This is a genomic window from Amycolatopsis decaplanina DSM 44594 (assembly GCF_000342005.1).
GTDB classification, from domain to species: Bacteria; Actinomycetota; Actinomycetes; order Mycobacteriales; family Pseudonocardiaceae; genus Amycolatopsis; species Amycolatopsis decaplanina.
In genome coordinates, this window is record NZ_AOHO01000026.1 from 180,621 (window position 1) to 204,026 (window position 23,406).

At 69.1% G+C, this 23,406-nt stretch carries 24 protein-coding genes; 17 read left to right on the forward strand and 7 right to left on the reverse strand.

Going from position 1 to position 23,406, the window contains the following annotated elements:
• Window positions 1–28: 28 nt before the first annotated feature.
• From H074_RS04305 to H074_RS04320, 4 genes are all read left to right on the forward strand, one after another.
• Complete coding sequence (locus H074_RS04305; RefSeq protein ID WP_007028793.1) at window positions 29–943, forward strand: LLM class flavin-dependent oxidoreductase; 915 nt, start codon at window positions 29–31, stop codon at window positions 941–943.
• Window positions 944–999: 56 nt separating this feature from the next.
• Window positions 1,000–4,554 carry a transcription-repair coupling factor gene (gene mfd, locus H074_RS04310; protein ID WP_007028794.1) on the forward strand — a complete coding sequence of 1,185 codons (3,555 nt, stop codon included), beginning with the start codon at window positions 1,000–1,002 and terminating at the stop codon, window positions 4,552–4,554.
• 183 nt (window positions 4,555–4,737) lie between these two features.
• Window positions 4,738–5,742, forward strand: coding sequence for a hypothetical protein (locus H074_RS04315; RefSeq protein WP_007028795.1), 1,005 nt, complete (start codon window positions 4,738–4,740; stop codon window positions 5,740–5,742).
• Window positions 5,739–6,665 carry a nucleoside triphosphate pyrophosphohydrolase gene (locus H074_RS04320; protein WP_007028796.1) on the forward strand — a complete coding sequence of 309 codons (927 nt, stop codon included), beginning with the start codon at window positions 5,739–5,741 and terminating at the stop codon, window positions 6,663–6,665. Before H074_RS04315 ends, H074_RS04320 begins: the two co-directional genes overlap by 4 nt.
• 13 nt (window positions 6,666–6,678) lie before the next feature.
• On the opposite strand, the gene H074_RS04325 is transcribed toward H074_RS04320, so the two are convergent.
• On the reverse strand, window positions 6,679–7,599 hold the full coding sequence (locus tag H074_RS04325) for an NADP-dependent oxidoreductase (RefSeq protein ID WP_235096653.1): 921 nt from the start codon (window positions 7,597–7,599) through the stop codon (window positions 6,679–6,681).
• A gap of 66 nt (window positions 7,600–7,665) precedes the next feature.
• On the opposite strand from H074_RS04325, the gene H074_RS04330 reads away from it, so the two are divergent.
• The 6 genes from H074_RS04330 to H074_RS04355 are packed head-to-tail and all read left to right on the forward strand — an operon-like array spanning window position 7,666 to window position 12,249.
• Window positions 7,666–8,082, forward strand: a complete 417-nt coding sequence (locus H074_RS04330; RefSeq protein WP_007028798.1) for a winged helix-turn-helix transcriptional regulator — start codon at window positions 7,666–7,668, stop codon at window positions 8,080–8,082.
• Window positions 8,083–8,136: 54 nt separating this feature from the next.
• Window positions 8,137–8,679, forward strand: coding sequence for an RNA polymerase sigma factor (locus H074_RS04335; RefSeq protein WP_007028799.1), 543 nt, complete (start codon window positions 8,137–8,139; stop codon window positions 8,677–8,679).
• A complete protein-coding gene (locus H074_RS04340; protein WP_007028800.1) occupies window positions 8,676–9,491 on the forward strand; it encodes a zf-HC2 domain-containing protein in 816 nt (271 codons plus the stop codon). The genes H074_RS04335 and H074_RS04340 overlap by 4 nt, the downstream gene beginning before the upstream one ends.
• Before the next feature lie 15 nt (window positions 9,492–9,506).
• Entirely contained in the window at window positions 9,507–10,310 is an 804-nt protein-coding gene (locus tag H074_RS04345) for an ABC transporter ATP-binding protein (RefSeq protein WP_039921538.1), read from the forward strand.
• On the forward strand, window positions 10,307–11,680 hold the full coding sequence (locus tag H074_RS04350) for a hypothetical protein (RefSeq protein ID WP_007028802.1): 1,374 nt from the start codon (window positions 10,307–10,309) through the stop codon (window positions 11,678–11,680). The genes H074_RS04345 and H074_RS04350 overlap by 4 nt, the downstream gene beginning before the upstream one ends.
• Window positions 11,677–12,249 (forward strand): hypothetical protein, encoded by a 573-nt coding sequence (locus H074_RS04355; protein WP_039921445.1) that lies wholly within the window; start codon window positions 11,677–11,679, stop codon window positions 12,247–12,249. The genes H074_RS04350 and H074_RS04355 overlap by 4 nt, the downstream gene beginning before the upstream one ends.
• A gap of 66 nt (window positions 12,250–12,315) precedes the next feature.
• Here H074_RS04355 and H074_RS04360 read toward each other — a convergent pair whose 3' ends face one another.
• From H074_RS04360 to efeU, 4 genes are read right to left on the reverse strand one after another with little or no spacing between them, the layout of a single operon-like run.
• The gene (locus H074_RS04360; protein WP_007028804.1) at window positions 12,316–12,726 is read right to left on the reverse strand and encodes a PPOX class F420-dependent oxidoreductase; all 411 of its coding nucleotides are present in this window, start codon (window positions 12,724–12,726) and stop codon (window positions 12,316–12,318) included.
• A 34-nt stretch (window positions 12,727–12,760) separates the two neighbouring features.
• On the reverse strand, window positions 12,761–14,026 hold the full coding sequence (efeB, locus tag H074_RS04365) for an iron uptake transporter deferrochelatase/peroxidase subunit (RefSeq protein WP_007028805.1): 1,266 nt from the start codon (window positions 14,024–14,026) through the stop codon (window positions 12,761–12,763).
• Complete coding sequence (efeO, locus tag H074_RS04370) at window positions 14,023–15,153, reverse strand: iron uptake system protein EfeO (RefSeq protein WP_007028806.1); 1,131 nt, start codon at window positions 15,151–15,153, stop codon at window positions 14,023–14,025. The genes efeB and efeO overlap by 4 nt, the downstream gene beginning before the upstream one ends.
• Window positions 15,154–15,157: 4 nt before the next feature.
• Window positions 15,158–15,997: an iron uptake transporter permease EfeU gene (efeU, locus tag H074_RS04375; protein WP_007028807.1), complete on the reverse strand. Its 840-nt coding sequence runs from the start codon at window positions 15,995–15,997 to the stop codon at window positions 15,158–15,160.
• A gap of 274 nt (window positions 15,998–16,271) precedes the next feature.
• Between efeU and H074_RS04380 the strand changes: the two genes are divergently transcribed.
• Window positions 16,272–16,976, forward strand: coding sequence for a lysozyme family protein (locus H074_RS04380; RefSeq protein ID WP_007028808.1), 705 nt, complete (start codon window positions 16,272–16,274; stop codon window positions 16,974–16,976).
• Here the strand turns inward: H074_RS04380 and H074_RS04385 are convergent.
• Window positions 16,949–17,869 carry an NAD(P)/FAD-dependent oxidoreductase gene (locus H074_RS04385; protein WP_007028809.1) on the reverse strand — a complete coding sequence of 307 codons (921 nt, stop codon included), beginning with the start codon at window positions 17,867–17,869 and terminating at the stop codon, window positions 16,949–16,951. The genes H074_RS04380 and H074_RS04385 overlap by 28 nt on opposite strands.
• A 54-nt stretch (window positions 17,870–17,923) precedes the next feature.
• Here H074_RS04385 and H074_RS04390 point away from each other — a divergent pair, with 54 nt between their 5' ends.
• The gene (locus H074_RS04390) at window positions 17,924–18,493 is read left to right on the forward strand and encodes a helix-turn-helix domain-containing protein (RefSeq protein ID WP_007028810.1); all 570 of its coding nucleotides are present in this window, start codon (window positions 17,924–17,926) and stop codon (window positions 18,491–18,493) included.
• A gap of 36 nt (window positions 18,494–18,529) precedes the next feature.
• Here the strand turns inward: H074_RS04390 and H074_RS04395 are convergent, their stop codons facing one another.
• Entirely contained in the window at window positions 18,530–18,943 is a 414-nt protein-coding gene (locus H074_RS04395; protein WP_007028811.1) for a tetratricopeptide repeat protein, read from the reverse strand.
• A gap of 71 nt (window positions 18,944–19,014) precedes the next feature.
• Here H074_RS04395 and H074_RS04400 point away from each other — a divergent pair, with 71 nt between their 5' ends.
• From H074_RS04400 to H074_RS04420, 5 genes are all read left to right on the forward strand, one after another.
• On the forward strand, window positions 19,015–19,503 hold the full coding sequence (locus tag H074_RS04400) for a VOC family protein (protein WP_007028812.1): 489 nt from the start codon (window positions 19,015–19,017) through the stop codon (window positions 19,501–19,503).
• 161 nt (window positions 19,504–19,664) lie between these two features.
• Window positions 19,665–20,951 (forward strand): phosphopyruvate hydratase, encoded by a 1,287-nt coding sequence (eno, locus tag H074_RS04405; protein WP_007028813.1) that lies wholly within the window; start codon window positions 19,665–19,667, stop codon window positions 20,949–20,951.
• 186 nt (window positions 20,952–21,137) lie between these two features.
• Window positions 21,138–21,500 carry an FtsB family cell division protein gene (locus H074_RS04410; protein WP_007028814.1) on the forward strand — a complete coding sequence of 121 codons (363 nt, stop codon included), beginning with the start codon at window positions 21,138–21,140 and terminating at the stop codon, window positions 21,498–21,500.
• Between the two features lie 18 nt (window positions 21,501–21,518).
• On the forward strand, window positions 21,519–22,034 hold the full coding sequence (locus H074_RS04415) for a DUF501 domain-containing protein (protein ID WP_340687037.1): 516 nt from the start codon (window positions 21,519–21,521) through the stop codon (window positions 22,032–22,034).
• Between the two features lie 183 nt (window positions 22,035–22,217).
• Window positions 22,218–23,390: a lytic transglycosylase domain-containing protein gene (locus H074_RS04420; RefSeq protein WP_007028816.1), complete on the forward strand. Its 1,173-nt coding sequence runs from the start codon at window positions 22,218–22,220 to the stop codon at window positions 23,388–23,390.
• The last annotated feature ends 16 nt before the right edge of the window (window positions 23,391–23,406 follow it).

Sequence of the window (23,406 nt, forward strand, 5' to 3'; positions counted from 1 at the left end):
CATTCCCCGCCGCGGCGATGCTTCCGGCATGAAATTCGGTCTGGTCGTCCCCACTTATCGGTCCATCCTCGACGCCGGGCGCACCGCGCCGGAAATGGTCGCCATCGCGGTCGAAGCCGAACGCCTCGGCCTCGATTCGGTCTGGGTCGGCGACACCCTCGCGAAGACGCCCATCGATCCCTTGACGTTGCTCGGCGCGTTCGCCGCCAGCACCGAGCGGGTCACCCTCGGCACCGCCGCGTTGCTCCCGGCGTTGCGGGATCCGCTTCTTTCCGCGAACGCGATCCTCTCGCTCGACCTGCTCAGCCGGGGCCGGATCACCCTCGGCGTCGGCGCGGGGTTCGCGGGCCGCAGCGAACCCGAGTTCGCTTTCACCCGCGTTCCGTGGGAACGCCGCCGCGCCCGCCTCGACGACATCGTCGCGCTGTGGCGGCACGTCTGGAGCGGGAAGAGCGGTCCGTTCCACGGTGAGGTGCTGCGGTACGACGCTCTTCCGGAATACCCGGAACCGCACCGTCCCGGCGGTCCGCCGGTGTGGCTGGCCGCGTTCACCCCGGGCGCCCTGGAGCGCGCGGGACGGCTCTACGACGGCTGGCTGCCGTATCCACCCGACGTCGCGGACTACGCCGACGGGCTCGCGAAGATCCGCGAAACGGCCGTACGCCCCGTCACACCCGCGTTGTTCGCGACAGTGCTTATCGAGGATGACCCGATCAGGGCACGCGAGCGGCTGGAGTACTACGCACAGCGCAATTACGGCGTTCCGCTGGACTTCGTCGAGAAGATCCAGATGCAGATCGCGGGCAGCCCGGCGCAGGTCGCCGACAAGTTGCGTGAATACCAGGAGGCGGGCGCCGAACACGTGCTGATCCGCATCGCGACGCAGGAACCGGCCGAGTTCGACGAGCAGCTCCCGAGGGTCGTCGACGCCCTGCCCAGGTAATCGCGCGGCGGACTGTCGGTGCCCCCACGTAGGCTGGGACGGTGACAAACGCTCCATTGTCCGGACTCCTTCATTCCATCCTTCCCGATCCGGCCCTTCGCGGGGTCGTCGAGCGGGCCGGTGCCCCGGTGCTCGAACTCCAGGGCGCGATCGCCACCCGCCAGCTGGTCGCGGGCGCCCTCGCCGCGGACGAGGGCGCCGGCCGCCCCGTGCTCGCGGTGACCGCCACCGGCCGCGAGGCCGACGAGCTGACCGCTTCGCTGAAGTCGTTCCTCGGCGAAGACGCCGTCGCCGACTTCCCGTCCTGGGAGACGCTGCCGCACGAGCGGCTGTCCCCGCGGGCGGACACCGTCGGGCGGCGGCTGGAGGTGCTGCACCGGCTCAAGACGGGCTCGGACGGCCTGCGCGTCGTCGTCGCGACCGTCCGCAGCCTCATCCAGCCGATGGCGCCCGGGCTCGGTTCGCTCGCGCCGATCGACCTGGTGGTCGGCGAGGAGCAGAGTTTCGAAGGGCTGCTGGAGCGGCTGGTCGAGCTCGCCTACACGCGGGTGGACATGGTCGAGAAGCGCGGCGAGTTCGCCGTTCGCGGCGGCATCCTCGACCTGTTCGGCCCGACGGCGCAGCATCCGGTGCGGGTCGAGTTCTGGGGCGACGAGGTCAGCGAGATCCGCGCGTTCGCGGTGTCCGACCAGCGGTCGCTGCCGGGGGAGATCCAGCACGTCAGCGCGCCTCCGTGCCGTGAGCTGCTGCTCACCGAGCCGGTACGCGCGAAGGCCGCCGAGCTGGCGACGACGTACGAGGCGGACGCCCAGCTCACCGAGATGCTCACCAAGCTCTCCGGCGGGGTTCCCGTCGAGGGGATGGAGGCGCTCATCCCCGTGCTGTGCGAGGGCGAGCTGGACCTGCTGACCGACGCGATGCCCCAGGGCACGCACGTGCTGCTGGCCGATCCGGAGAAGATCCGCGCCCGCGCGGCCGACCTGGTCCGCACCGGGCAGGAGTTCCTCGAAGCGTCCTGGACCACGGCCGCCGCGGGCGGTCAGGCGCCGATCGACCTCGGCGCGTCCGCGTACCGGGACCTCTCGGAGATCGCGAAGCACGCTCAAGAGACGAAGCGCCCCTGGTGGACGCTGACGCAGCTGGCCAGCGACGACCCCGACGTCTACCGCGTCTCGATCGAAGCCGCGCCGAACTACCGCGGCGAGGTCGAGCGGGCGACGACGGATCTGCGCGCCCACACGGCCGCGGGCGGGACGGCCGTGCTCGTCGTCGCCGGGCACGGCACCGCGACCCGCGCCGTCGAGCGGCTGTCGGCGGGAGAAGTGCCCGCGTCGCTCGCGGAAGGTCTCACCGGTCCGCTGACGGCCGGCGTCGTGACGGTGACGTGCGGCGGGCTTTCGGACGGCTTCGTCTCGCCGGAGCGCGCCCTCGTCGTGCTGTCCGAATCGGACCTGACCGGGCGCGGCTCGGGCGCCGGGGCGTCCACAAAGGACTTCAGCACCAAGATGCCGTCGCGGCGCCGCAACGCCGTGGACCCGCTCGCCCTCAAGGCGGGCGATTACGTCGTGCACGACCAGCACGGCATCGGCCGGTTCGTCGAGATGGTGCAGCGCACCGTCGCCGGCGCGACCCGCGAGTACCTGCTGCTGGAGTACGCCTCCTCCAAACGCGGCCACCCGGGGGACAGGCTGTTCGTCCCGACCGACCAGCTCGACGAGGTCTCCCGCTACGTCGGCGGTGAGCTGCCGACGCTGAACAAACTCGGCGGATCGGACTGGAAGAACACCAAAGCCAAGGCGAAGAAAGCGGTCAAGGAGATCGCCGCCGAACTCGTGCAGCTCTACGCCGCGCGGCAGGCCGCGCCGGGGCACGCGTTCGGGCAGGACACCCCGTGGCAGGGCGAACTCGAGGACGCTTTCCCGTTCACCGAGACCAACGACCAGCTCGCCGCGATCGACGAGGTCAAGGCGGACATGGAACGCGGCGTCCCGATGGACCGCGTCATCTGCGGCGACGTCGGCTACGGCAAGACCGAGATCGCGGTGCGCGCGGCGTTCAAGGCGGTGCAGGACGGCAAGCAGGTCGCGGTGCTGGTGCCCACGACGCTGCTCGCGCAGCAGCACCTCAACACCTTCACCGAACGGATGAGTTCGTTCCCGGTGAAGATCAAGGGACTCTCACGGTTCACGTCGAAGCCCGAGTCGGACGCGATCCTCGAACAGCTCGCTTCGGGCGACGTCGACATCGTGATCGGCACGCACCGCCTGTTGCAGACCGGGATCCGGTACAAGGACCTCGGCCTGGTGATCGTCGACGAGGAACAGCGGTTCGGCGTCGAGCACAAGGAGCACATCAAGGCGCTGCGGACGCATGTCGACGTGCTGACCATGTCGGCGACGCCGATCCCGCGGACGCTGGAGATGTCGCTCGCCGGGATCCGCGAGATGTCCACGATCCTGACTCCGCCCGAGGACAGGCATCCGATCCTGACCTACGTCGGCGCGTACGACGACAAGCAGGTCGGCGCCGCGATCCGGCGCGAACTGCTGCGCGACGGCCAGGTCTTCTACGTGCACAACAGGGTTTCCTCGATCGAGAAGGCCGCGAAGCGCATTCGCGAACTGGTGCCGGAGGCGCGCGTCGTCACCGCGCACGGGCAGATGAACGAGGAGAAACTCGAGAAGATCATCCAGGGCTTCTGGGAGAACGAGTACGACGTGCTCGTCTGCACCACGATCGTCGAGACCGGGCTCGACATCTCGAACGCCAACACGCTGCTGGTGGAACGCGGTGACCTGCTGGGTCTCGCGCAGCTGCATCAGTTGCGAGGCCGGGTCGGGCGCGGGCGTGAGCGCGGGTACGCGTACTTCCTGTACCCGCCGGAGGCCCCGCTCACCGAGACGGCGCACGACAGGCTCGCGACCATCGCGCAGAACACCGAACTGGGCGCGGGCATGGCCGTCGCGATGAAGGACCTGGAGATCCGCGGCGCGGGCAACATCCTCGGCGCGGAGCAGTCCGGGCACATCGCGGGTGTCGGTTTCGATCTGTACGTACGGCTCGTCGGCGAAGCGGTCGACGCGTTCCGCCGGCACGCGGGCGCGGAGACCTCCGAAGAGGAGGAGCTCGCCGAGGTCCGCGTGGATCTCCCGGTGGACGCGCACATCCCGCACGACTACGTGCCGGGCGAGCGGTTGCGGCTGGAGGCGTACCGCAAGATCGCGGCCGCGCCCGACCAGGCCGGGCTCGACGCGGTCCGCGAGGAACTGATCGACCGTTACGGCCAGCCGCCCGCTCCGGTGCGGAGGCTGCTCGCGGTCGCCGCGTTCCGGCACACCTGCCGCGCGGCGGGGGTCACCGAGGTCGCCGTCCAGGGCACGTCGATCCGGTTCGCGCCGCTGCCGCTGGCGGATTCACAGATGGTGCGGCTGAAGCGCTTGTACCCCAAGGCTCTCTACAAGGCTGTGACGAACACGGTGTCCGTGCCGAAGCCGACGGAGGGCCCGGCGGGCGGGCGTATCGGCGCCCCCGCGTTGCGGGACGAGGAACTGCTGGACTGGTGCGCGAAGCTGCTGACGAATCTGATGAAGGCGCCGGCGCCCGTCGCGTGAGACGCCCGCGCTCACCGCTCCGAAATCCGTGAAGGCCTCTTTGAGGGACTCTGGGTCCCTCAAGGAGGCCTTCACGGACCGGCGTCCGACACGACGCCTTTGACTTTCGGTTCACGAGAACCCGAATCGCGACTTACGACCTGGTTCTCTCGCCGGGGCCGGTATGAGAGGGTAGGCCCTGTGATGCGGATCATGGGGCGCCGTCGCGCGCTGGTCGGGGTTCTTGCCGGTTCTCTCCTTCTCGCCGGATGCAACGCCGGTCCCGGGCAGGTCGGTGCCGCGGTGATCATCGACGGCAAGACCGTTTCGGTGGATCGCGTGCAGCAGCTGATCGACAAGGCCGTCCGTGAGCACCCGTACGGGCAGCAGCTGGCCAGTGAGCACCAGCTCGACCTCGTCGGCCGCGAGATCGTCCGTCAGGAGATCCTGCACGACCTCACCGAGCGTGCCGCTCAGCGGGAGGGCGTCCGGGTCGACGAGTCCCTCGTCGTCAACGCGCTGCAGAACGATCCGTTGGCGAAGCCGATGGAGGCCAACCCGCAGAACGACCCCGCGCTCAGCGTCCAGCAGCTCGTGGCGCGGGTGCGGGATCACCGCGAATCCCTGGTCGACGCCGCGCTGCAGACCCAGCTCGCGATGAAGTACCTGGACAAGCTCACCGTCACGTTCGATTTCAGCTCGGTCTCCTCGACCGACGCCACCGGTTCCGACGCGGACAAGCTGCGCGAGCAGGCGATCGAGAAGGCCCGCCGCTTCGCCGCCTCGCCGAACGCGGCGGCCGAGCTGATCGCGCAGGACGAGCAGACGCCCGGTATTCAGGCGGGGACCGGTCAGAAGCTGCCGGCGATGCAGTCGCCCGCGACCGCGGCCACCGTCCTGTTCGGTCTCGAACCCAACACCGTCGCCGCGTTCCAGCCGACACCGCAGCAGCCGCTTTGGGTCGTCGTCGTGGTGCGTGAGCGGGCCGCGGACAAGCCCGTCGCGTCTGATCAGGCCGCGCAGCCCAGCGCTCAGCAGCTGGCCGGAGTGGGTATCCGGCTCCTCCAGCCGTACCTCGACCAGGTCGACCTCAAGGTGAACCCGCGCTACGGCGTGTGGGATGTTGTGGGCATGGACCTCGCGCCCAACGAAGCTTCGAAGAAGGGCATCGTGCTGCCTGTGCACGGTGCCGCTCCGCGAAACCCGTGACCGCTGCCGTCGTCGTGATCGCCCGCGGGGCGACACTGCCCGCCGCGGCACTCCCGATCTTGCGAAGCGGCGCCGCCGTGTATGCGGCTTCCGATGTCGATCCCGACGTTTTCGGGGTGCCCGCGCTCGGTGACGCACAGGTGCGCGACCTCGTGCTCATCGCAGGGTCGCGAAGGGAACCGAAGGCCGCGGCGCTGATCAGGTCGGGCGCACGGGTGGTCGAAACGCCCCTTGCTCCACTGGTCGAGGCCGCCGAGGTGATGGATCGTCTCCGTTCGCCGGGTGGGTGCCCGTGGGACGCGGTCCAGACGCACGAGTCACTGCGCCAGTACCTGGTCGAGGAGACCTACGAGCTGCTCGACGCGATCGAGGAGGGCGACAGGGCCGCCTTGCGCGAGGAACTCGGCGACGTCCTGCTCCAGGTGCTGTTTCACGCGCGCGTCGCCGTCGAAGACGCGGACGATCCGTTCGGAATCGACGAGGTCGCGTCCGAACTGGTCGCGAAACTCGTCGGACGTCATCCGCACGTCTTCGCCGACGCGCCCCGGGTCGAGACCGTCAGCGACCAGAACCTCAAATGGGAAGAACTGAAGCAGGCCGAGAAGAGCCGCCAGTCCATTGTGGACGGTGTCGCGCTCGGTCAGCCCGCCGTGGCGCTGGCAGGAAAGCTCGGCCAGCGCAGCGGCCGGGCCGGGATCCCGCTCGATCTGTTCCCGGACGGCTCCGAGGCGGCGGCCCAGCTGTTCCGGGTGGCCGCGACCGCACGCCGGGCGGGAATCGATCCCGAAGGTGAGCTCCGCGCCGTCGCGAAGCGGTTCGCGCACGACATCCGGGACGCCGAACAGGCCGCGCGCGACGCCGGTCTCGAACCGACGACGCTGGAGGCCGACGGCTGGCGCAAGTTCTGGCGGAACCAGGGGTGACGTCCCCCGGACCTCATCCCTGGATCGTCAGCACGAGCTTGCCTTGGACGCGTCCGGACTCGCTCAGTTCGTGCGCCTTCGCGGCCTGTTCGAGCGGGAGGACCTCGGCGATCGAGACCCGCAGTGAACCGGCGTCGGCCAAAGCGGCGATTTCCGCCAGATCCGATCCGGACGGCGACACGTAGAACTCGTCGAAACGGAGACCGAGTTCTTCGGCCTTCCGCCGGACCTCCGTCCGGTCCGGACCGTGCCCGACGATGTCGATCAGCGAACCGCCCGGTTTGAGCGTGTCCAGGGATCGAGGACCGTAGTCGCCGGAGATCGGGTCCAGCACCACGTCGACGACCTGCGATTTCGAAAAATCGCTGGTCGTGTAGTCGATCAGTTCGTCCGCGCCGAGATCCCGCAGGAACGCGTGCTTCGCCTCGCGGGCGGTCCCGATGACATACGCGCCCTTGGCCTTCGCGATCTGGACCGCGAGGTGACCGACCCCGCCGGCCGCGGCGTGGACGAGCACCCGGTGACCCGGTCCGACCGGGAAGAGCCGGGTGAACGGCTGCCACGCGGTGAGCGCCGCGATCGGGAGCGCGGCCGCCTCGACGTGATCGAGACTTTCCGGTTTCGCCGCGAGAGCGTCCTCGCTGACCGCGACGTACTCGGCGTACGAGCCGTTCGGCGGGAACGTGACGCCGTAGACCTCGTCTCCGGGCTTGAATCGCGTCCCAGCCGAATCCACCACGCCCGAGAAATCGAGGCCGACGGTCAGCGGCAGGTCGCCGACGACCAGTCCGTTCCGGATCTTCCAATCCGCCGGATTCACCCCGGCGGCGCGGACGCGCACCAGGACCTGGCCCTCGCCTGGAACGGGCTTTTCGGATTCGGCGAGCTGGAGGACGGCGGGTCCGCCGAAGGAGACTTGCTGGATCTTTCGCATGGGAACGAGCATGTCGGGTGTGGTACCTGTTGTGAAGTAGGCACCCTCCTGATATCTAGGTACCTCATGGGTACCTTCGATGAGCGGCGGATATTCGAGGAATGGGTGGCCGTGCACGGCCGTGACTGCCCGTCCAGGACGGTCATCGAAGCGCTCGCGAACAAGTGGGCGCTCTACGTCCTCGGCGCTATCCGGCGTTACGAAAGGCCGATGCGGTTCAGCGAACTTCGCCGTTTGCTCGACGGGATCACGCAGAAGATGCTGACCCAGACGCTCCGCTCCCTGGAGCGGGACGGGCTGATCCGGCGGGACGTCTATCCCACCGTCCCGCCGCGGGTCGAGTACGGGCTCACCCCGCTCGGCGTCGACGTCGGCAGGCTGACGAACGCCGTCGCCGAATGGGCCGTCGAGAACGTCGACCAGATCGTCGCCTCGCGCTCCGCTTTCGACGAGAAGGCAGCCAAGGCCGCGCAGCCGCTGTGATGCGGGACACAATCGGGTGAGAACCGTTTCGGTGATCTCGGCGTCTTGCCGGATGTGAAGGGAACGGAACCGGACGAAGAGCAGCTCGTCCGCCGCACGGCCAAAGGAGACCGGGCGGCGTTCGAGGAGCTCTACCGCCGCACGTCGCCGTGGCTGGCGGTGCGCTTGCGCCGTCGCTGCACCGACGAACAGATCGTCGCCGAGGTGATGCAGGAGACCTACCTCGCGGTCTGGCGCGCGGCCGGCGCGTTCGCCGGTTCGGCCGTCGGCGGGAGCGCCGTCGGCTGGCTGTGGACGATCGCCGCGCGGCGGCTGGTCGACGCCTTCCGCCGCCGGGCGCGGCACGCTCAGCCGCTGCCGGTCGCGGAAACGGCCGTCTCACCCGCCGCCGAGGACGAGGCGCTGGCCGGGGCGGTCGGCGACCACGTCGGCGACGCGTTGCGGCGGCTCGCTCCCGAACTCCGTCAGGTCCTGCAGGCCATGGTGCTCGACGGACTGACCGTCCGGGAGACCGCCGTCCTGCTCGGCCTGCCGGAAGGAACCGTCAAAACCCGTGCCAGGCGGGCTCGGATCGCGATGCGGGAGGCGCTGTCGTGAACAAGGAACACGTGTCCGAACAGCTCCTCGCCGGTTATGTCCGCGGGGACGACGGCTTGGCCGGTGACGAGGTCTGGGCGATCGAAGCCCATCTCGAATCGTGCGCGGAATGCCGGGGAAGGCTGGCCGCGGTCAGCCTGCCGACGGTGTCGGCGCTGGTGGACGACGTCTGGGCCGGACTGGGGCCAAGACTCGCCGAAGCGGGGCCGGGGCCGATGCGCGGACGGTGGGCCGGACGGCTGCACACCTGGGTGACGCCGGTGATGCTGCCGTGGCTGGTGATGATCGTCCTGATCCCGGCACTGGGTGTCCTGCTGGACTCGATCGGGTTCACCAGGAGCGAGGGCTACTCGTTCGTCCAGCTGTTCTCGCCGGTGCTGCCGGTGCTCGGGGTCGCGGTGTCGTGGGCAAGGGGGCTCGATCCCGCGTACGAACTCGTCACGTCGACGCCGAGGGCCGGGCTCTACCTGCTGTTGCGCCGGACGACGGCGGTACTGGCCGCCGTCTTGCCGATCCAAGCCGTCTCGGGCTGGCTCGGCGGCGGCGGATTCGGGCTCGGTCTTCTGCCGAGCCTGGCCTTCACCACCGGAACGCTCGCGCTCGGCGGGCTGATCGGGGTGGTGCGGGCGGCCTACGTCCTTGCCGGGGTCTGGGTGGCGGTGATCTTGGCGCCCGCGGTGGCTTCGCAAGGGCATGCCACCGCGCTCGAACCCCGGCTGCTTCCGGTGTGGGGCGCGATCTTCGCGCTGACCGCGGTCGTGGTGGTGCTCCGGCGGAGCGTCTTCGGCCTGCTCACCGGATCCGAACGATAAGAAGGGGAGAACATGATGCGTGCTGTCGGGGCCGCGGAGGTCGCGCCGACGACCTACGCGTGGCAGATCAAGGCGGAGGGGCTGAAGGTCCGGGTCGGCAAACGCAAGTTCGCCGTGAACGGGCTCGACCTGGAACTGGGCACGGGGGTGCACGGTCTGCTCGGCCCGAACGGGGCGGGGAAGACCACGCTGATCCGGGCACTGGCGACGGTGCTCCGGCCGGCAGAGGGAGGGCTGGCGCTGCTCGGTGAATCCGTCGGGGGGTTCACCGATCAGCGCCGCCTGCGCCGCCGTATCGGCTATCTGCCGCAGAATTTCGGTTTCTACAAGCGATTCACCGTCCGCGAGTTCGTCGAATACATCGCCTGGCTCAAGGAAATGGCAGGAGAGGACATCCCGGCGGCGGTGCAGCGGTCGATCGAACGGGTCGGCCTCGCCGATCGCGCCGACGACCGGATGAAGACACTGTCCGGCGGCATGGTGCGGAGGGTCGGGATCGCGCAGGCGATCGTGAACGATCCGGACATCCTCCTGCTGGACGAGCCGACCGCCGGACTCGATCCGGCGCAACGCGTGCGGTTCCGGGACCTCATGCAGGAACTGGGCCGGGACGCCTGCGTTGTCGTTTCGACGCATCTCGTCGAGGACGTCGCGACGGCCTGCACCGACGTCGTCCTGTTCGAAAACGGGAAGCTCGTTTTCCAGGGCACTCCGGACGAACTGGCCGCGGCCGGGAGCGAAGAGCACGTCGGCGACAGCCCGATCGAGCGTGGCTATTCGGCGCTGCTGGGGCACGAGCCGGGGAAGGGGAACTGGTGAACACGCGCGTCCTGCGGACCGAAGTCCGCCGGTCCATCGCTCCGTGGGCCACGCTCGCGATCCTCGTCGTCGCGTTCGGATTCCTGTACTCGTTCAGCGGTCCGTGGACGAAGGCGCCGCTGGCCTGGGACGAACACTGGACGCACGCCGCGGAGTGGAGCCGGTTCCTGCTGGTGTTCCTGTGGCCGATCGCGATCGGCGCCGGTGTCATCCAAGGCATGCGCGACAGCCGGTCCGGCACGGTCGAACTCATGACCACCATGCCGCGTCCCGGATGGCAGCGGGCCGCGAAACTCGCCGGCGCGCTGGGCGGCCTGCTGGTGCTGGGCTATCTGCTGATCTTCGCCGTCGGTGCCGTCCAGGCCGCCTTCAACGGCGGGTTCTTCACTGTCAGCTGGCTGCCGATCGTCGTGGTCGGTGTGCTCGCGATGCTCGCGGGCGCCTGGATCGGGCTCGGGATCGGCCGGTTGCTGCCGCATCCGCTGACCGCGCCCGCGGTGGCCGTCGCCGCTTTCGTGGCCGTGCTCCTGTTCCAGTTCGCCGGGACGGAGGGCAGCGCGCTGGCCGGGTTCGTGCCGTTCCGGGTCTCCTTGCTCTCTCCCGCGATGGACGTCGTCAGGGATCCGTTCAGCACCACCGCGAGCCGGATGGATCTCGGGCAGGGAGTCTGGCTCGCCGGACTGGCCGCGACCGGATTCCTCCTGCTCGCGGGCCGCTCCAAGCGGGCGAAAGGGCTCGCCGTCGTCCCCGCGCTGGTGGCGGTCGTGATCGCCTTGCCCGTTCTTCCCGGCACCACGGCCGAAGCCGAGGTCGTCGACCCGAACGCGACGGAGATGGTCTGCGACGGCCCGGTCTGCGCCCCCCGCATGCTCGAATCCGAACTCGCCCGTCTCGCCGGGCCCGGCAGGGAAGCGTTGCGGTTGCTGGGAACACTGCCGGACGCTCCGGTCAAGGTCGCGGTACAGGACCGGCGGCTGGGCTACGACGAGGTGCCATCGCGTGCGGCCGACACCGTCCACGTGGACCTGGTGGACTGGTCCGTCCGTTCGCGCACGAATCCGGAGGATGTGACGCGAGCGCTGGTCGCCGGCTCCGGGACGCCGATCTGCTACTCCCTCCGTGGTGTCGGTGGGTCCTATTTGGACGAAATCGCCGCGCGGTCGATCACGGCGAGCTGGTTCCTCGGGGAGTGGAAGATGTCCGAGGGTTCCTGGCTGAGCGACGACAAGAAGAACGAGATCGTAGGGAAGTGGGAGACCTTCCATGCCCTTCCGCCCGGTGTGCAGCGAGAGCGGATCATCGCGCAGCGGCAGGCGGGCCTGACCTGCCAGGGCAACCAGCTCGACATCCTGCTCGGCGGTGCCCGATGAGATGGGCGGTGCTGTACGCCCGCTCCCGTGCCATGCCCGCGTCCTTCGCGGGGCTGGCGGCGAGCATGGCCGTGATCTGGTTCCTGGCACGGGACCGCTGGTCGGAGATCCCGGTTTCCCTGGCGCTTCTGGTGGCGATCGCGGTGACCGCCATCGGCCTCAGCGGGCAGGACACCGATCTCGACCGGACCGCCGCGATCCGCTGGGTGCCTCGCCGCGTCCTGCATCTCCTGCTGATCGGCGGCTTCGGCGCCGGTGCCGCGCTGCTTCCGCGGCTGTGGGAGGCGGAGCGGGTCCCGGTGGAGATCATCGTGCGGAACGCCGGTGGGCTGCTCGGCCTCGCGGGGGTCTCCGCGGTGCTGTTCGGCGGGGCCTTCGGGTGGGCATTGCCGCTGTTCGTGTTCGTCGTCTCGTTCGTGGTCTGGGCCACCACGTCGGGCACGGACTTCGCGCACCTGGTGATCACTTGGCTCTTCCAGCCCGCCGGCGTCGCCGAAGCCACGTGGACCGCGGTGGTGCTCGCCGTGGCGGGCCTCGGGACCTACGCGGTCTTCGGTAACCGCCGCTGAAGTTCCAGGAAAGGGGCGTTCCTGACAAAATTCGTCAGGAACGCCCCTTTCCTGACATCCGAGGGTTCAGACGTTCCGGTTGTGCGGAACGAGATCGAGCGGGTCGTGGTCCGGGTCGTCGACACCGAGGCTGATGATCCGCGACGGGTGGATCCGGATCACCGCGCCGTCGAAATGACCATCGGGCGTGCGGGCGCCGGTCAGCGCCTCGGCCCGGCCGCGGATCTCGAGGCAGCGGATCCTCGGCGGATCCTGCGAAGGCATGTCGTCCACCACGAACGCGGCCTGCCCGTTGGCGGCCACGTTCCGGAACTTCTTGCTCTTCGCCAGTTCGTAACCGGTGATGTCGATCGTCCGGGTCTCGGTGTTGTAGGCGTAGCCGACCGGGCTGACCTGCAGCGTGCCGTCCGGCTGTGCCGTCGCGAGCCGTCCGAGTCCCTGGGTGGCGAGGTAGTCGAGTTCCGCTTCACTGAACATGGGAATCAGTGTGCGACCTCCACTTAACTGGAGGTCAAGAGAACAGGCCTTCGCCCCAGAAACCGCCTTCGCGCACGCCAGGCGGCACGGCGAAATGGGCGGATCCGGTGTGCTGCAGGTACTCCATCATCGCGTCCTTCGACGACAGCACTTGCTGCATCGGCACGAACTGCTTGCGCGTGTCCCGGTTGAAGGCGAGGAAGAACAGTCCTGCTTCGAGATGCCCGACGCCGTCGGAACCGTCGACGAAGTTGTAACCGCGACGCAGGATCCGTGCCCCGTTCAGGTTTTCGTGCGAGGCCAGCCGGACGTGGGAGTCCTCCGGGATCAGCTTCTCGCCGCCGGCGCCGCCGACCTGGAAATCGGGTGTGTCGAATTCGGCGGCCTGGCCCAGCGGCGCGCCCGCGCCCTTCGAGCGGCCGACGATTCCTTCCTGGCCTTTCAGCGATTCCCGGTCCCAGGTCTCGATGTGCATCCGGATCCGCCTGGCGACCAGGTACGACCCGCCCGCCATCCACGGTTGCCCGTCTTCGGCAGCGGCCCACACCTGGTCGCGCAGGATGTCGGTCTCCTCGGCCTTGATGTTGCGCGTCCCGTCCTTGAACCCGAACAGGTTCCGCGGCGTGGACTGCGCCCGCGACGTCGACGAGCTGCGGCCGAACCCGAGTTGCGACCAGCGCACCGCGGTGACGCCGAAGCCCAGCCGCACCAGGTTCCGGATGGCGTGCACCGCCACTTGAGGATCGTCCGCGCACGCTTGGACACAGATGTCGCCACCGCTGCGTGCCGGGTCGAGTTTGTCCTGCGGGAAAAGGGGGAGATCGATCAGCGCGGCCGGCCGTTTCGGGGCGAGCCCGAACCGGTCGTCGAACAGTGAGGGGCCGAAACCGATGGTCAGCGTCAGCGACGACGCCGCCAGGTCGAGCGCCTCTCCGGTGTCGCTCGGCGGAGCGGCGGGGGCACCCCCGACGGCGCCTCCCGCCCCGACCTCCTGGCCCGCGGTCATCCGCCGGGCCGCGTCCGTCCACGTGCGCAGCAGTTTGACCAGCTTTTCGCGATCTTTCGTCGTCACGTCCAGCGCGACGAAATGCAGGTTCTCCTGCACCGGGGTCACGATCCCGGCCTGATGCTCGCCGTGGAATTCGACGACGCTCTGCGCCGCCTGCGCCGGGCTGTCCCCGCCGAGCAGCCGGTTCGCGCCGAATCCGGCCGCGGCGCCGGTCCCGGCGAGGGCGGCACCCGCGCCCGCCAGGCCGAACAGCTTCCGGCGGGTGACCGGGGTGTGCTCGTGTCCGGTCATTGCGCCGCGACCTCGGCGACCTTGCTCAGCGGTTCGCTCAGCGCGTCCACCGCCGACGCGAATTCCTTGACCTGGTCCTGGCTCAGCGCGGTGTACGGCTTGAAGCCGTCGCCTTCACGCTGCTTGTCCAGCAACGTCTGCACATTGCCGAACTCCTTGTCCAAAGTGGACACCAGTGCCGGGTCCTTCGCCTGCAGCAGCGGGCGCAGCGAGGCGATCGCGGCCTTCGAACCGTCGAGGTTGCCCTGGAAGTCCGAGAGGTCGGTGTGCGAGAACGCCTCCTCCTCGCCGGTGATCTTGCCGGTGGCGATCTCGTCGAGCAGTTCCTTGGCGCCGTTGGCCAGGTCGAGCGCGTTCAGTTCGATTGACGCCGATTTGGTGACCAGTTCCTTGACGTCGGCGAGCAGCTGGTCGGCGATCTGGCTCGTGTCCGGCTGAAGGCCGGTCACCCAGAGATCCTTCTCCAGCCGGTGGAACCCGGTGAACTTCTGGCCCGGTTCGAGGTCGGCCTCGCGCGCGTCGATCTTCGGGTCGAGGTCGCCGAACTTCTCGGCCACCGGCTCGACCCGCTCGAAGTAGACGCGCGTCCGGGCGTACGCGGCCTTCGCTTCGTCGACCTTGCCCGCCTTCACCAGCGCGACGAACTTGGTGGTCTCTTCGTCCAGCGCTTTGGTGTTGTTCGCGACGTACTCCGCGTAGCTCTTGACCGCCTGCGCCTTCTGCGAGTTCGGGTCGGCCTGCTTCGCGCCACCGCCGGTGACGGTGAAGTCACCGCGGATGCCGTTGCCGGTCATGCCCGGTTTGCACGCGGTCTGGTACTTGCCCGCTTCGGCGACCTCGACGATGAGCCGCCGGTTCAGGCCCGGCGCGATGTTCTCGACCTCGCCCATGATCCGGTCGCCTTCGGCGTAGAGGTAGAACTCGGTGACCTTGCTGCCCTTGTTGGTGATCTCGAAGGTCACGTTGCCCGCGTTCGCGGTGTTCACCGAGACGGCGCAGGCGGTGTCGGAGGCTTCGACCTTGATCGGGCCGCCTGCCGCGGCCGGCGTTGCCTCGCCACCACCGCAGGCGGTGAGCACCAGGGCGCCGACGCCGGCGAGCGCGACGAGCGGGAATCGACGGGACACGAGGTCACTCCTTAACCGCGGCCGCGACGGGCGCCGCGACCTTCTTCTTGGGCCTGAGGAACAGCGGCAGCACGATCGCCACGTACGCGATCCACGCGACGGCCTGCAGGACCGTCGTCTGCTGCGAATAGTTGAAGATCCCCTTGAGCAGCGCTCCGTACCAGCTGGTCTCCGGCAGGGCGGCCGACGCGTCGAACGCGAGCGTCGTCAACCCGGGCAGGAAGGCGGCCTCCTGCAGGTCGTGCAGGCCGTAGCCGAGTACGCCCGCCGCCACGAACACCAGCAGGACACCGGTGATCGTGAAGAACTTGCCGAGGTCGAACCGGACGGCGCCGCGGTAGATCAGGTACGCCAGCACGATCGCGACGAGAATGCCCGCGGTGAAGCCGATCAACGGCTCGGTCGTGCCGCCCTGCGCGGTCTGCACGGTGGAATAGAAGAACACCGCCGTTTCCAGACCTTCACGGCCGACGGCGAAGAACGACAGGACGAGGACGGCGGCCGGGCCGACGTCGAGCGCTTCGTCGAGTTTCCCGCGCAGCTCCGCTGCGATCGTCCTCGACGCCTTGCGCATCCAGAAGATCATCGCCGTCACGAACCCGACCGCGACGATCGACAGCGTGCCGCCGAGCAGCTCCTGCTGTTCGAAGGTCAGCTGGGCGGTGGAGTAGGTGAGGATCGCGCCGACCCCGACCGACAGCAGGACCGCGACGCCGACACCGAGCCACACCCAGTGCAGCGCGTGCCGCCGTTCGGTCTTGACCAGGAACGCGACGAGGATGCTGACGACGAGGGCAGCTTCCAGACCTTCACGCAGGCCGATGAGCGCGCTCGCGAACCACACGTCGTTCTCCCTGGTCGTCTCGACTGAACCTCCTGTTTTTAGGTAAGGCTTCCCTGAAAGTCCAGGGGGAGTGACGTGGTCTGAAAATGGACGAAACGTTCGAAAGGGTCTTGATCGGACGGTGAGCTCGTAAGCATCCCCAGGTCAGCGCGAACTCTGTAGATCACATAACGAATCGGCCGCCGGGCACCGGTCGCCGACGCGTTTTACCGTCAGTTGGCTTCGTAAGCCGAATGGGGCATCGCCCGGAAGTGTGGCGAAGTAACCTGACCGGGTGGCCGAAACCGCCCAGAGCACCGAAGCCCCGGAGCAGCCTGCCCGCCCTCTGCCGCCGTACGTCCCCAGGCTCGCTTTCGCGGGTGGGCTCGTGCTCACGGGCGTGGTGCTGATCATGACCGTCGGAGTGAACCGGCCGGACGGGGAGGAGCCTCCTCCGCCGCCTCAGCCCCAGCCCGCGCTCGCGGTTCCCGACCAGAAGCCGCGACCGGGGGTGGCGACGCCGCGCGCCGGGCTCGCCGCGCCGCCCGACCGGCCCACCGTTTCCGACGCGGCCGAACTCGAGACCTGGGCGAAACGGGTGGCCTCGAAGACGAAGCTCTCCGTCACCGATCTGTCCGCGTACGGCCGGGCCGAGATGTGGCTCCGGCGGCAGAAGCCGGGCTGTCATCTCTCCTGGGCGACCCTCGCCGGCATTTCCCATGTCGAGACGGCGCAGGGCAGGCCCGGTCCGATCACGCTCGCGCCGGAAGTCTGGGCCAAGCACTCCGCCCGGGCCAGAAGCGACGGCAGGCAGCCGGATCCGAAGGACCTCGACGACGCCGCCTTCGCCACCGCCCGCTACCTGTGCGCCGCCAGCGACGACGTCGCCACCCCTGACGGCTGGTGGAAGTCGATGCGGATGTTCAACCCGGAAGTGCCCTATGTCCAGGAGGTCTTCAGCGCGGCCGACACCTACGCGGAAGCCAGTGTCGCGCCCTGATCCTCGAGCACCAGATCGAAGTTGAGCGCCGACGCCATCCGGTAGGCGTCGCCCGCCGCGACGACCAGCTGCGCCATCGGATCGACGACGTTCCCCGCCGCCCAGACACCGTCAACGCTCGTGCGGCCCTGCGCGTCCACCGCGATCGAGCCGCTTTCGGTGCGCGCGCAGCCGATCTGGGCGAGGAGCCTGTCGTGCGGGACGAACTTCGGGCCAACGAAGACCACATCGCGTTCGACGAATTCGCCGTCGACGAGCCGGACACCGGTCAGCCGGTCGTCTTCGACGGCGAGCTCGGACACCTTCCCGTCGACGATCCGGATGCCCAGCCCGGTCAGCTTCGCCCGGTCGTCGGCCGAGAGCTGCTGAGTATGCGTGAAGAAGGTCAAGTCCTTGCTCCATTGCCAGACGATCAGCGCCTGGTGGACCGACTTGTCGGAGGTGGCGAGCACGCCGAAACGCTGATCGCGCACTTCCCAGCCGTGGCAGTACGGGCAGTGCAGCACGTCGGCGCCGAAGCGTTCCGCGACGCCGGGGACGTCCGGCAGTTCGTCGGCGAGCCCGGTGGTCACCACGATCCGGCGCCCGCTGATCACCCGGCCGCTCGCCAGTTCCACCGCCTTGTCGTGCCGCAGCCGGTGGACGACGTCCTCGACGATCTCGACGCCGTAGCCGCGGACCTCGTCACGGCCTATCGCCAACAGTTCTTCGGGTGGAATGCCGTCCCTGGTCAGGAAGCCGTGCGCGTGCGCGGCGGGCGCGTTGCGCGGGGTGCCGCCGTCGATCACGACGACCTTCCGCCGCGCCCTGCCCAATACCAAGGCCGCGCTGAGACCCGCGACGCCACCACCGATGATCACCACGTCGAATTCGTCGTTCATGGTGCCGAGCATCCGGATCTCTTCGAAGGTTGGCAAAGTTCATTGCCGATTTGGCAAACTGGAGGCATGGAGGACATCGAACGGCGGCTCGCCGAGGTCGGCCCGAAGCTCAAGGCCCTTCGCAAAGAACGCGGCACCACCCTCTCCGCGCTCTCGGAGGCGACGGGGATCTCCGCCAGTACGCTCTCGCGGCTCGAATCGGGCACCCGGAAGGCCACCCTGGAGTTGTTGCTCACGCTGTCGGCCGCGCATCAGGTCCCGCTCGACGAACTGGTCGGCGAGCCCGAACCCGCCGACCCGCGGGTCCGGATGAAGGCGCAGAAATTCGGCAGGTTCACCGCTTGGGCACTGACCGCGCAGCCGGGACAGCCACAGGCGTTCAAACTGCTGATCCCGGTCGAGGACATCGAGCCGGTGCAGCGGACACACGAGGGCTACGAATGGATGTACGTCCTCAGTGGACGGTTGCGGGCGCTGCTCGGTGACCGTGACTTCACGATGGGGCCCGGCGAGGCCGCGGAGTTCGACACGCGGGTGCCGCACTGGTTCGGCAGCGCGGGACCGGGGCCGGTGGAACTGCTGGTGCTGTTCGGCAAGCAGGGCGAGCGGGCCCACCTGCGGGCCAGGTCCAAATGAGAGCAAAGGTCCCTTGCTCCCTCTGGGGCGATCCGATCAGTCGCGCAACGCGATCCGCGCGCTGACCTCGCTGATCGCTTCCAGGTACTCCGGGATCGGGTGCATCGCCGACGCTATCCGCATCTGCGCTAGCGCCTCGGTCAACCGGCCGAGGCGCTGGAGGGTCCGCCCGAGTACGAACCGCGCGTAATGGTCGGTGGGGTCCAGCTCCAGCACCCGGGTGAAGGCGCGTTCCGCCCGCCGCAACTGTGCGGAGTGGAAGTACGCGCGGCCTGCCAGCAACTGAACACTCGGTTTGTCGGTTTCGTCCTCCAGCAAGGGCTCGAGGGCCTTGAGGGCGTCGAGCGGCCGGCGGCTTTCGACCAGCGCCTCCGCCTGTCGGAAGGCGCGGAACCGGGACTCGCCGGACGAGTCCTCACCGGGTTCTGGGGCGGCTTCGGCATCCATCATGGTCCGCTCCACGATACGCCTGGGCAGGGCCGATCTCGACTGCTGAAACGGTCATGGTGAACTGTCCTGCCATGAGCAGTGCCGAAGCGGATAGGCCCGAAAACGAGCCCGGCTACCTCGGGCTCGCGCCGTACCTCTACTACGCCGACGCGACCGAGGCGGTCGCGTGGCTGGTCAGAGTGTTCGGGTTCACCGAGGAAGTGCGCTTCGCCGACGCCTCCGGAGAGGTGTTCCAGGCCACGTTGTGCGCCGGGCAGGCCAAGATCAAGCTGGCCGGGGTCGGCCCCGAGTACTGGCAGGCCAAGGGCGTCGACGGCCCGGTCGGGCAGCTGAACATCGTTTACGTCCCCGACGCCGACGCGCAGTACGAGCGCGTCCGCGCCGCGCTCGGCGACGACGCCGACATCGACGCGCCCCAGGACCAGCCCTACGGTGCCCGCGTGTTCACCGTCTCCGACATCGGGGGCAACAGCTGGACTTTCTGGCAGCAGTTCTCCGACACCGTCGAGCTTCCGTCGGGCTGGCGGGAAGTCCGCGCAGGTGAACCGGTCCCGGAGTAGGTACTGCGGAGCGAAGCTCCCCCCTTGAGGGCGGTGGTGGGGAGGAAGGTCGGAAAGGTACTGGGTCGGCGTGATGTGGCGCGTGCCTCCAACGGGTGAACGGCGCCGACGGCTAGGCTGGGCCCGGTCACCGCAGGCACAACCCACATGAGGAGCATGGCGTGGCGCTCATCGAGCAGGTAGGCGCTCGCGAGATTCTGGACTCGCGAGGCAACCCGACGGTCGAAGTGGAGGTGGCCCTCGACGACGGCACGCTGGCGCGGGCCGCGGTCCCCTCGGGTGCGTCCACCGGCGAACACGAAGCCGTCGAGCTGCGCGACGGCGACACCGGCCGGTACAACGGCAAGGGTGTCGAGCGCGCGGTCGCGGCCGTCCTGGACGAGATCGGTCCGGACCTGGTCGGCACCGACGCCGTCGACCAGCGCATCGTCGACCAGAAGCTGGTCGACCTCGACGGGACGCCGGCGAAGTCCCGCCTCGGCGCGAACGCCATCCTCGGCGTGTCGCTCGCCGTCGCGAAGGCCGCCGCGGAGTCGGCCGAGCTGGAACTGTTCCGCTACCTCGGCGGGCCGAACGCGCACGTGCTGCCGGTGCCGATGCTGAACATCCTCAACGGTGGCGCGCACGCCGACACCGACGTGGACATCCAGGAATTCATGATCGCGCCGATCGGCGCCGAGTCGTTCCGCGAGGCCCTGCGCTGGGGCACCGAGGTCTACCACTCGCTGAAGTCGGTCCTGAAGGGCCGCGGCCTGGCCACCGGCCTCGGCGACGAAGGCGGCTTCGCGCCCAGCCTGAAGAACAACCGCGAGGCGCTCGACCTGATCCTTCAGGCGATCGAGAAGGCCGGTTACGCCCCGGGCCGTGACGTCGCGCTCGCGCTGGACGTCGCCGCGACGGAGTTCTTCTCCGACGGCGCGTACACCTTCGAAGGCGCGAAGAAGAGCGCCGAGCAGATGTCGGCCTACTACGGCGAGCTCGTCCGCGACTACCCGCTCGTGTCCATCGAGGACCCGCTGAGCGAGGACGACTGGGACGGCTGGGTCCAGCTGACCACCGAGATCGGCGAGAAGGTCCAGCTGGTCGGCGACGACCTGTTCGTCACCAACCCGGACCGCCTCGAAGAGGGCATCAGCCGCCGTGCCGCCAACGCGCTGCTGGTGAAGGTCAACCAGATCGGCACCCTGTCGGAGACCCTCGACGCGATCTCGCTGGCCACCTCCTACGGCTACAAGTCGATGATGAGCCACCGGTCCGGCGAGACCGAGGACACCTTCATCGCCGACCTGGCCGTCGCGACCGGTGTCGGCCAGATCAAGACCGGCGCCCCGGCGCGCGGCGAGCGGATCGCCAAGTACAACCAGCTGCTCCGGATCGAGGAGACCCTCGCCGACGCGGCGCGCTACGCCGGCGACCTCGCGTTCCCGCGGTTCAGCGCCGAGGGATAACGAACGATGGCGGACCGGGGGAGGGCGCGGACCCGTCGTAGCGGGCGCGCGGACGGCGGTGGCTCCAGCAGGGGCCGCCGACCCGAGCGTGCCCGTCGCACGACGACGACGGAGGTCCGCGCCCGAACCCGGCTGCGCCGCAGCTTGGCGGCGAAACGGGCATCGGGTGCCGCGAAGGTGCTCGGCATGTCCACCACCCGCCGGGCCGCGGTGGTGGCGATCGTGGTGTGCGCGCTCGCGTTCACCATCGCCGTCCCGCTGCGCACGTACCTCAGTCAGAAGTCCGAGGTGACCGAGCAGCAGCAGTTGCAGTCCGAACTGCAGCGGAGCGTCACCCAGCTGGAGGGCCGCAAGGCCGAGCTGAGCGACCCGGCGCAGATCGAGGCGGAGGCGCGTAAGCGGTTCGGTTTCGTGAAGCCCGGCGAGACGCCGTACATCGTGCAGCTCCCCGAGGACAAGGCGCCCGAGCAGGGACAGCCGCAAGGTCAGCAGCCGGTGCCCTCGGGCTCCTGGTACGAGAAGCTGTGGGATCAGGTCGCGGGTGGCTGAAGCTCTCCCTTTAGCCTTATGGGTGTGAACAGCACGGAAAAGTCTTCATACGAGCCTGTGACCGACGCCGACCGCGAGATCATCGCGGAACAGCTCGGCCGGGCACCCCGTGCGCTGCGCGCCGTCGCCGCGCGCTGTCCGAGCGGCCACCCGTCGGTCGTGCAGACCAGCCCCCGCCTCGACGACGGCACACCGTTCCCCACGCTCTATTACTTGACCTGCCCGAAGCTGACTTCGATGGTCGGCACGCTCGAGGCGTCCGGGCTGATGAAGGAGATGACCGACCGGCTCGCGGAGGACCCCGAGCTGGCGGCCGCCTACCAGCGGACCCACGAGAGTTACCTCGCCGAACGCGACGCCATCGACTCGCTCGGCCACGAGGTCAGCGCGGGCGGGATGCCCGGCCGCGTCAAATGCCTGCACGTCCACCTGGCGCACACGCTCGCCGTCGGCCCCGGCGTCAACCCGTTCGGGGACGAAACCCTCGCGCTGCTCAAGGCGAACGGCTGGCCGTCCGGCGACTGCCAGGGGTAACACCGGCCCACGGTGTACAGATAGTTCCTCCAGGCGGGTTAATTCACCCGATGTCGGCCAACTGGTCTCCCTCATGGGGTGAAACCGGTCACCGTATGCGGCAGGCTGTGCACCAGTCGAGGGTTGTCGGGTTGGGCAGATACCGGGTCGTCGAGTCGTGATCCGCCGGGAGGGTTCTGAGGTATGCGCGTGAGGCACGTGCCAGGCGCGGTGACCGGTCATGTCCGGAGACTCTGTCTCCGGCACCGCACGATCGCCGCCGTGACCGGAGGTGTCCTCGCCATCGTCCCGGCCGGTGCCGCGGTCGTCGGCGCCGGCAGCTGGGCCGCGACGGCGAGCACGGTCCATACCGACAACGTCGCCCTCGTCGGCGGCTACGACCCGAAGAACCCGCTCGTCCAGCAGATCGGTGTCGACGGCAGCCTGCCGGACGCGCCGACGCCGCTTCCCCTCCCCGCGGACGAACTCCCCAACGGACCGCTCGGCATCCCGGTCACCGCGCTCGCCGCGTACCGCAACGCCGCCGACATCCTCATCGCCGAACAGCCCGGCTGCCACATCGACTGGGCGCTGATCGCGAGCATCGGCCGCATCGAGTCCAACCACGCGCGCGGCGGTTACGTCGACGCGAAGGGCAACACTCTGGAGCCGATCCTCGGCCCGCAGCTCAACGGCGCGGGTCCGTTCGCGGCCATCCCGGACACCGACGGCGGCGAATTCGACGGTGACACGGTCTGGGACCGCGCCGTCGGCCCGACACAGTTCATCCCGTCGACCTGGGCCCGCTACGCCTCCGACGGCAACGGCGACGGCGAGTCCAATCCGAACAACATCTTCGACGCGGCGCTCGGCACCGGCCGGTACCTGTGCTCCGGGGGACTCGATCTGTCCAAACCGGACCAGCTGCGCGCGGCCGTGTTCCGCTACAACAACTCCGACACCTATGTGAACACCGTGCTGATCTGGGCCGAGGCCTACCGCACGGGTGTGCTGCCGACGCCGGACAGCAAGGTGCCCATCGGCGCCCCGAACGCCGCCGCCGCTCCGCCGCCCGCGTCGGTGCCGCCGCCTCCGGTGCCGTCGACTCCGCCCGGTTCGGTGACGCCGCCACCGTCGAGTTCGTTGCCGCCGACCAATTCGAGTTCAAGTTCGTCGCCGTCGAAATCGTCGTCGAGCTCGAAGCCGCCGGCCTGCCCGACGGTCACTGTGACGGAGACGCAACCGACTTCGAGCACGAGTCCGACGACCACGACCCAGACTCCACCGACGTCGTCGCCGACCTGCACTTCGCCGACGACGACCACGACGACGACGACGGTGACGTCAGCGGACACCAGCGGTACCAAGACCCCCTGATCGGCATTGACTAGGC

Excerpts from the sequence above, each read along its gene's own strand:
- H074_RS04305 (WP_007028793.1), top strand. The coding sequence starts at position 29 with ATGAAATTCGGTCTGGTCGTCCCCACTTATCGGTCCATCCTCGACGCC.
- H074_RS04315 (WP_007028795.1), top strand. The coding sequence starts at position 4,738 with ATGCGGATCATGGGGCGCCGTCGCGCGCTGGTCGGGGTTCTTGCCGGT.
- H074_RS04325 (WP_235096653.1), bottom strand. The coding sequence starts at position 7,599 with ATGCGAAAGATCCAGCAAGTCTCCTTCGGCGGACCCGCCGTCCTCCAG.
- H074_RS04330 (WP_007028798.1), top strand. The coding sequence starts at position 7,666 with ATGGGTACCTTCGATGAGCGGCGGATATTCGAGGAATGGGTGGCCGTG.
- H074_RS04345 (WP_039921538.1), top strand. The coding sequence starts at position 9,507 with ATGCGTGCTGTCGGGGCCGCGGAGGTCGCGCCGACGACCTACGCGTGG.
- H074_RS04355 (WP_039921445.1), top strand. The coding sequence starts at position 11,677 with ATGAGATGGGCGGTGCTGTACGCCCGCTCCCGTGCCATGCCCGCGTCC.
- H074_RS04360 (WP_007028804.1), bottom strand. The coding sequence starts at position 12,726 with ATGTTCAGTGAAGCGGAACTCGACTACCTCGCCACCCAGGGACTCGGA.
- efeB (WP_007028805.1), bottom strand. The coding sequence starts at position 14,026 with ATGACCGGACACGAGCACACCCCGGTCACCCGCCGGAAGCTGTTCGGC.
- H074_RS04385 (WP_007028809.1), bottom strand. The coding sequence starts at position 17,869 with ATGCTCGGCACCATGAACGACGAATTCGACGTGGTGATCATCGGTGGT.
- H074_RS04390 (WP_007028810.1), top strand. The coding sequence starts at position 17,924 with ATGGAGGACATCGAACGGCGGCTCGCCGAGGTCGGCCCGAAGCTCAAG.
- H074_RS04395 (WP_007028811.1), bottom strand. The coding sequence starts at position 18,943 with ATGATGGATGCCGAAGCCGCCCCAGAACCCGGTGAGGACTCGTCCGGC.
- H074_RS04400 (WP_007028812.1), top strand. The coding sequence starts at position 19,015 with ATGAGCAGTGCCGAAGCGGATAGGCCCGAAAACGAGCCCGGCTACCTC.
- H074_RS04410 (WP_007028814.1), top strand. The coding sequence starts at position 21,138 with ATGTCCACCACCCGCCGGGCCGCGGTGGTGGCGATCGTGGTGTGCGCG.
- H074_RS04415 (WP_340687037.1), top strand. The coding sequence starts at position 21,519 with ATGGGTGTGAACAGCACGGAAAAGTCTTCATACGAGCCTGTGACCGAC.
- H074_RS04420 (WP_007028816.1), top strand. The coding sequence starts at position 22,218 with ATGCGCGTGAGGCACGTGCCAGGCGCGGTGACCGGTCATGTCCGGAGA.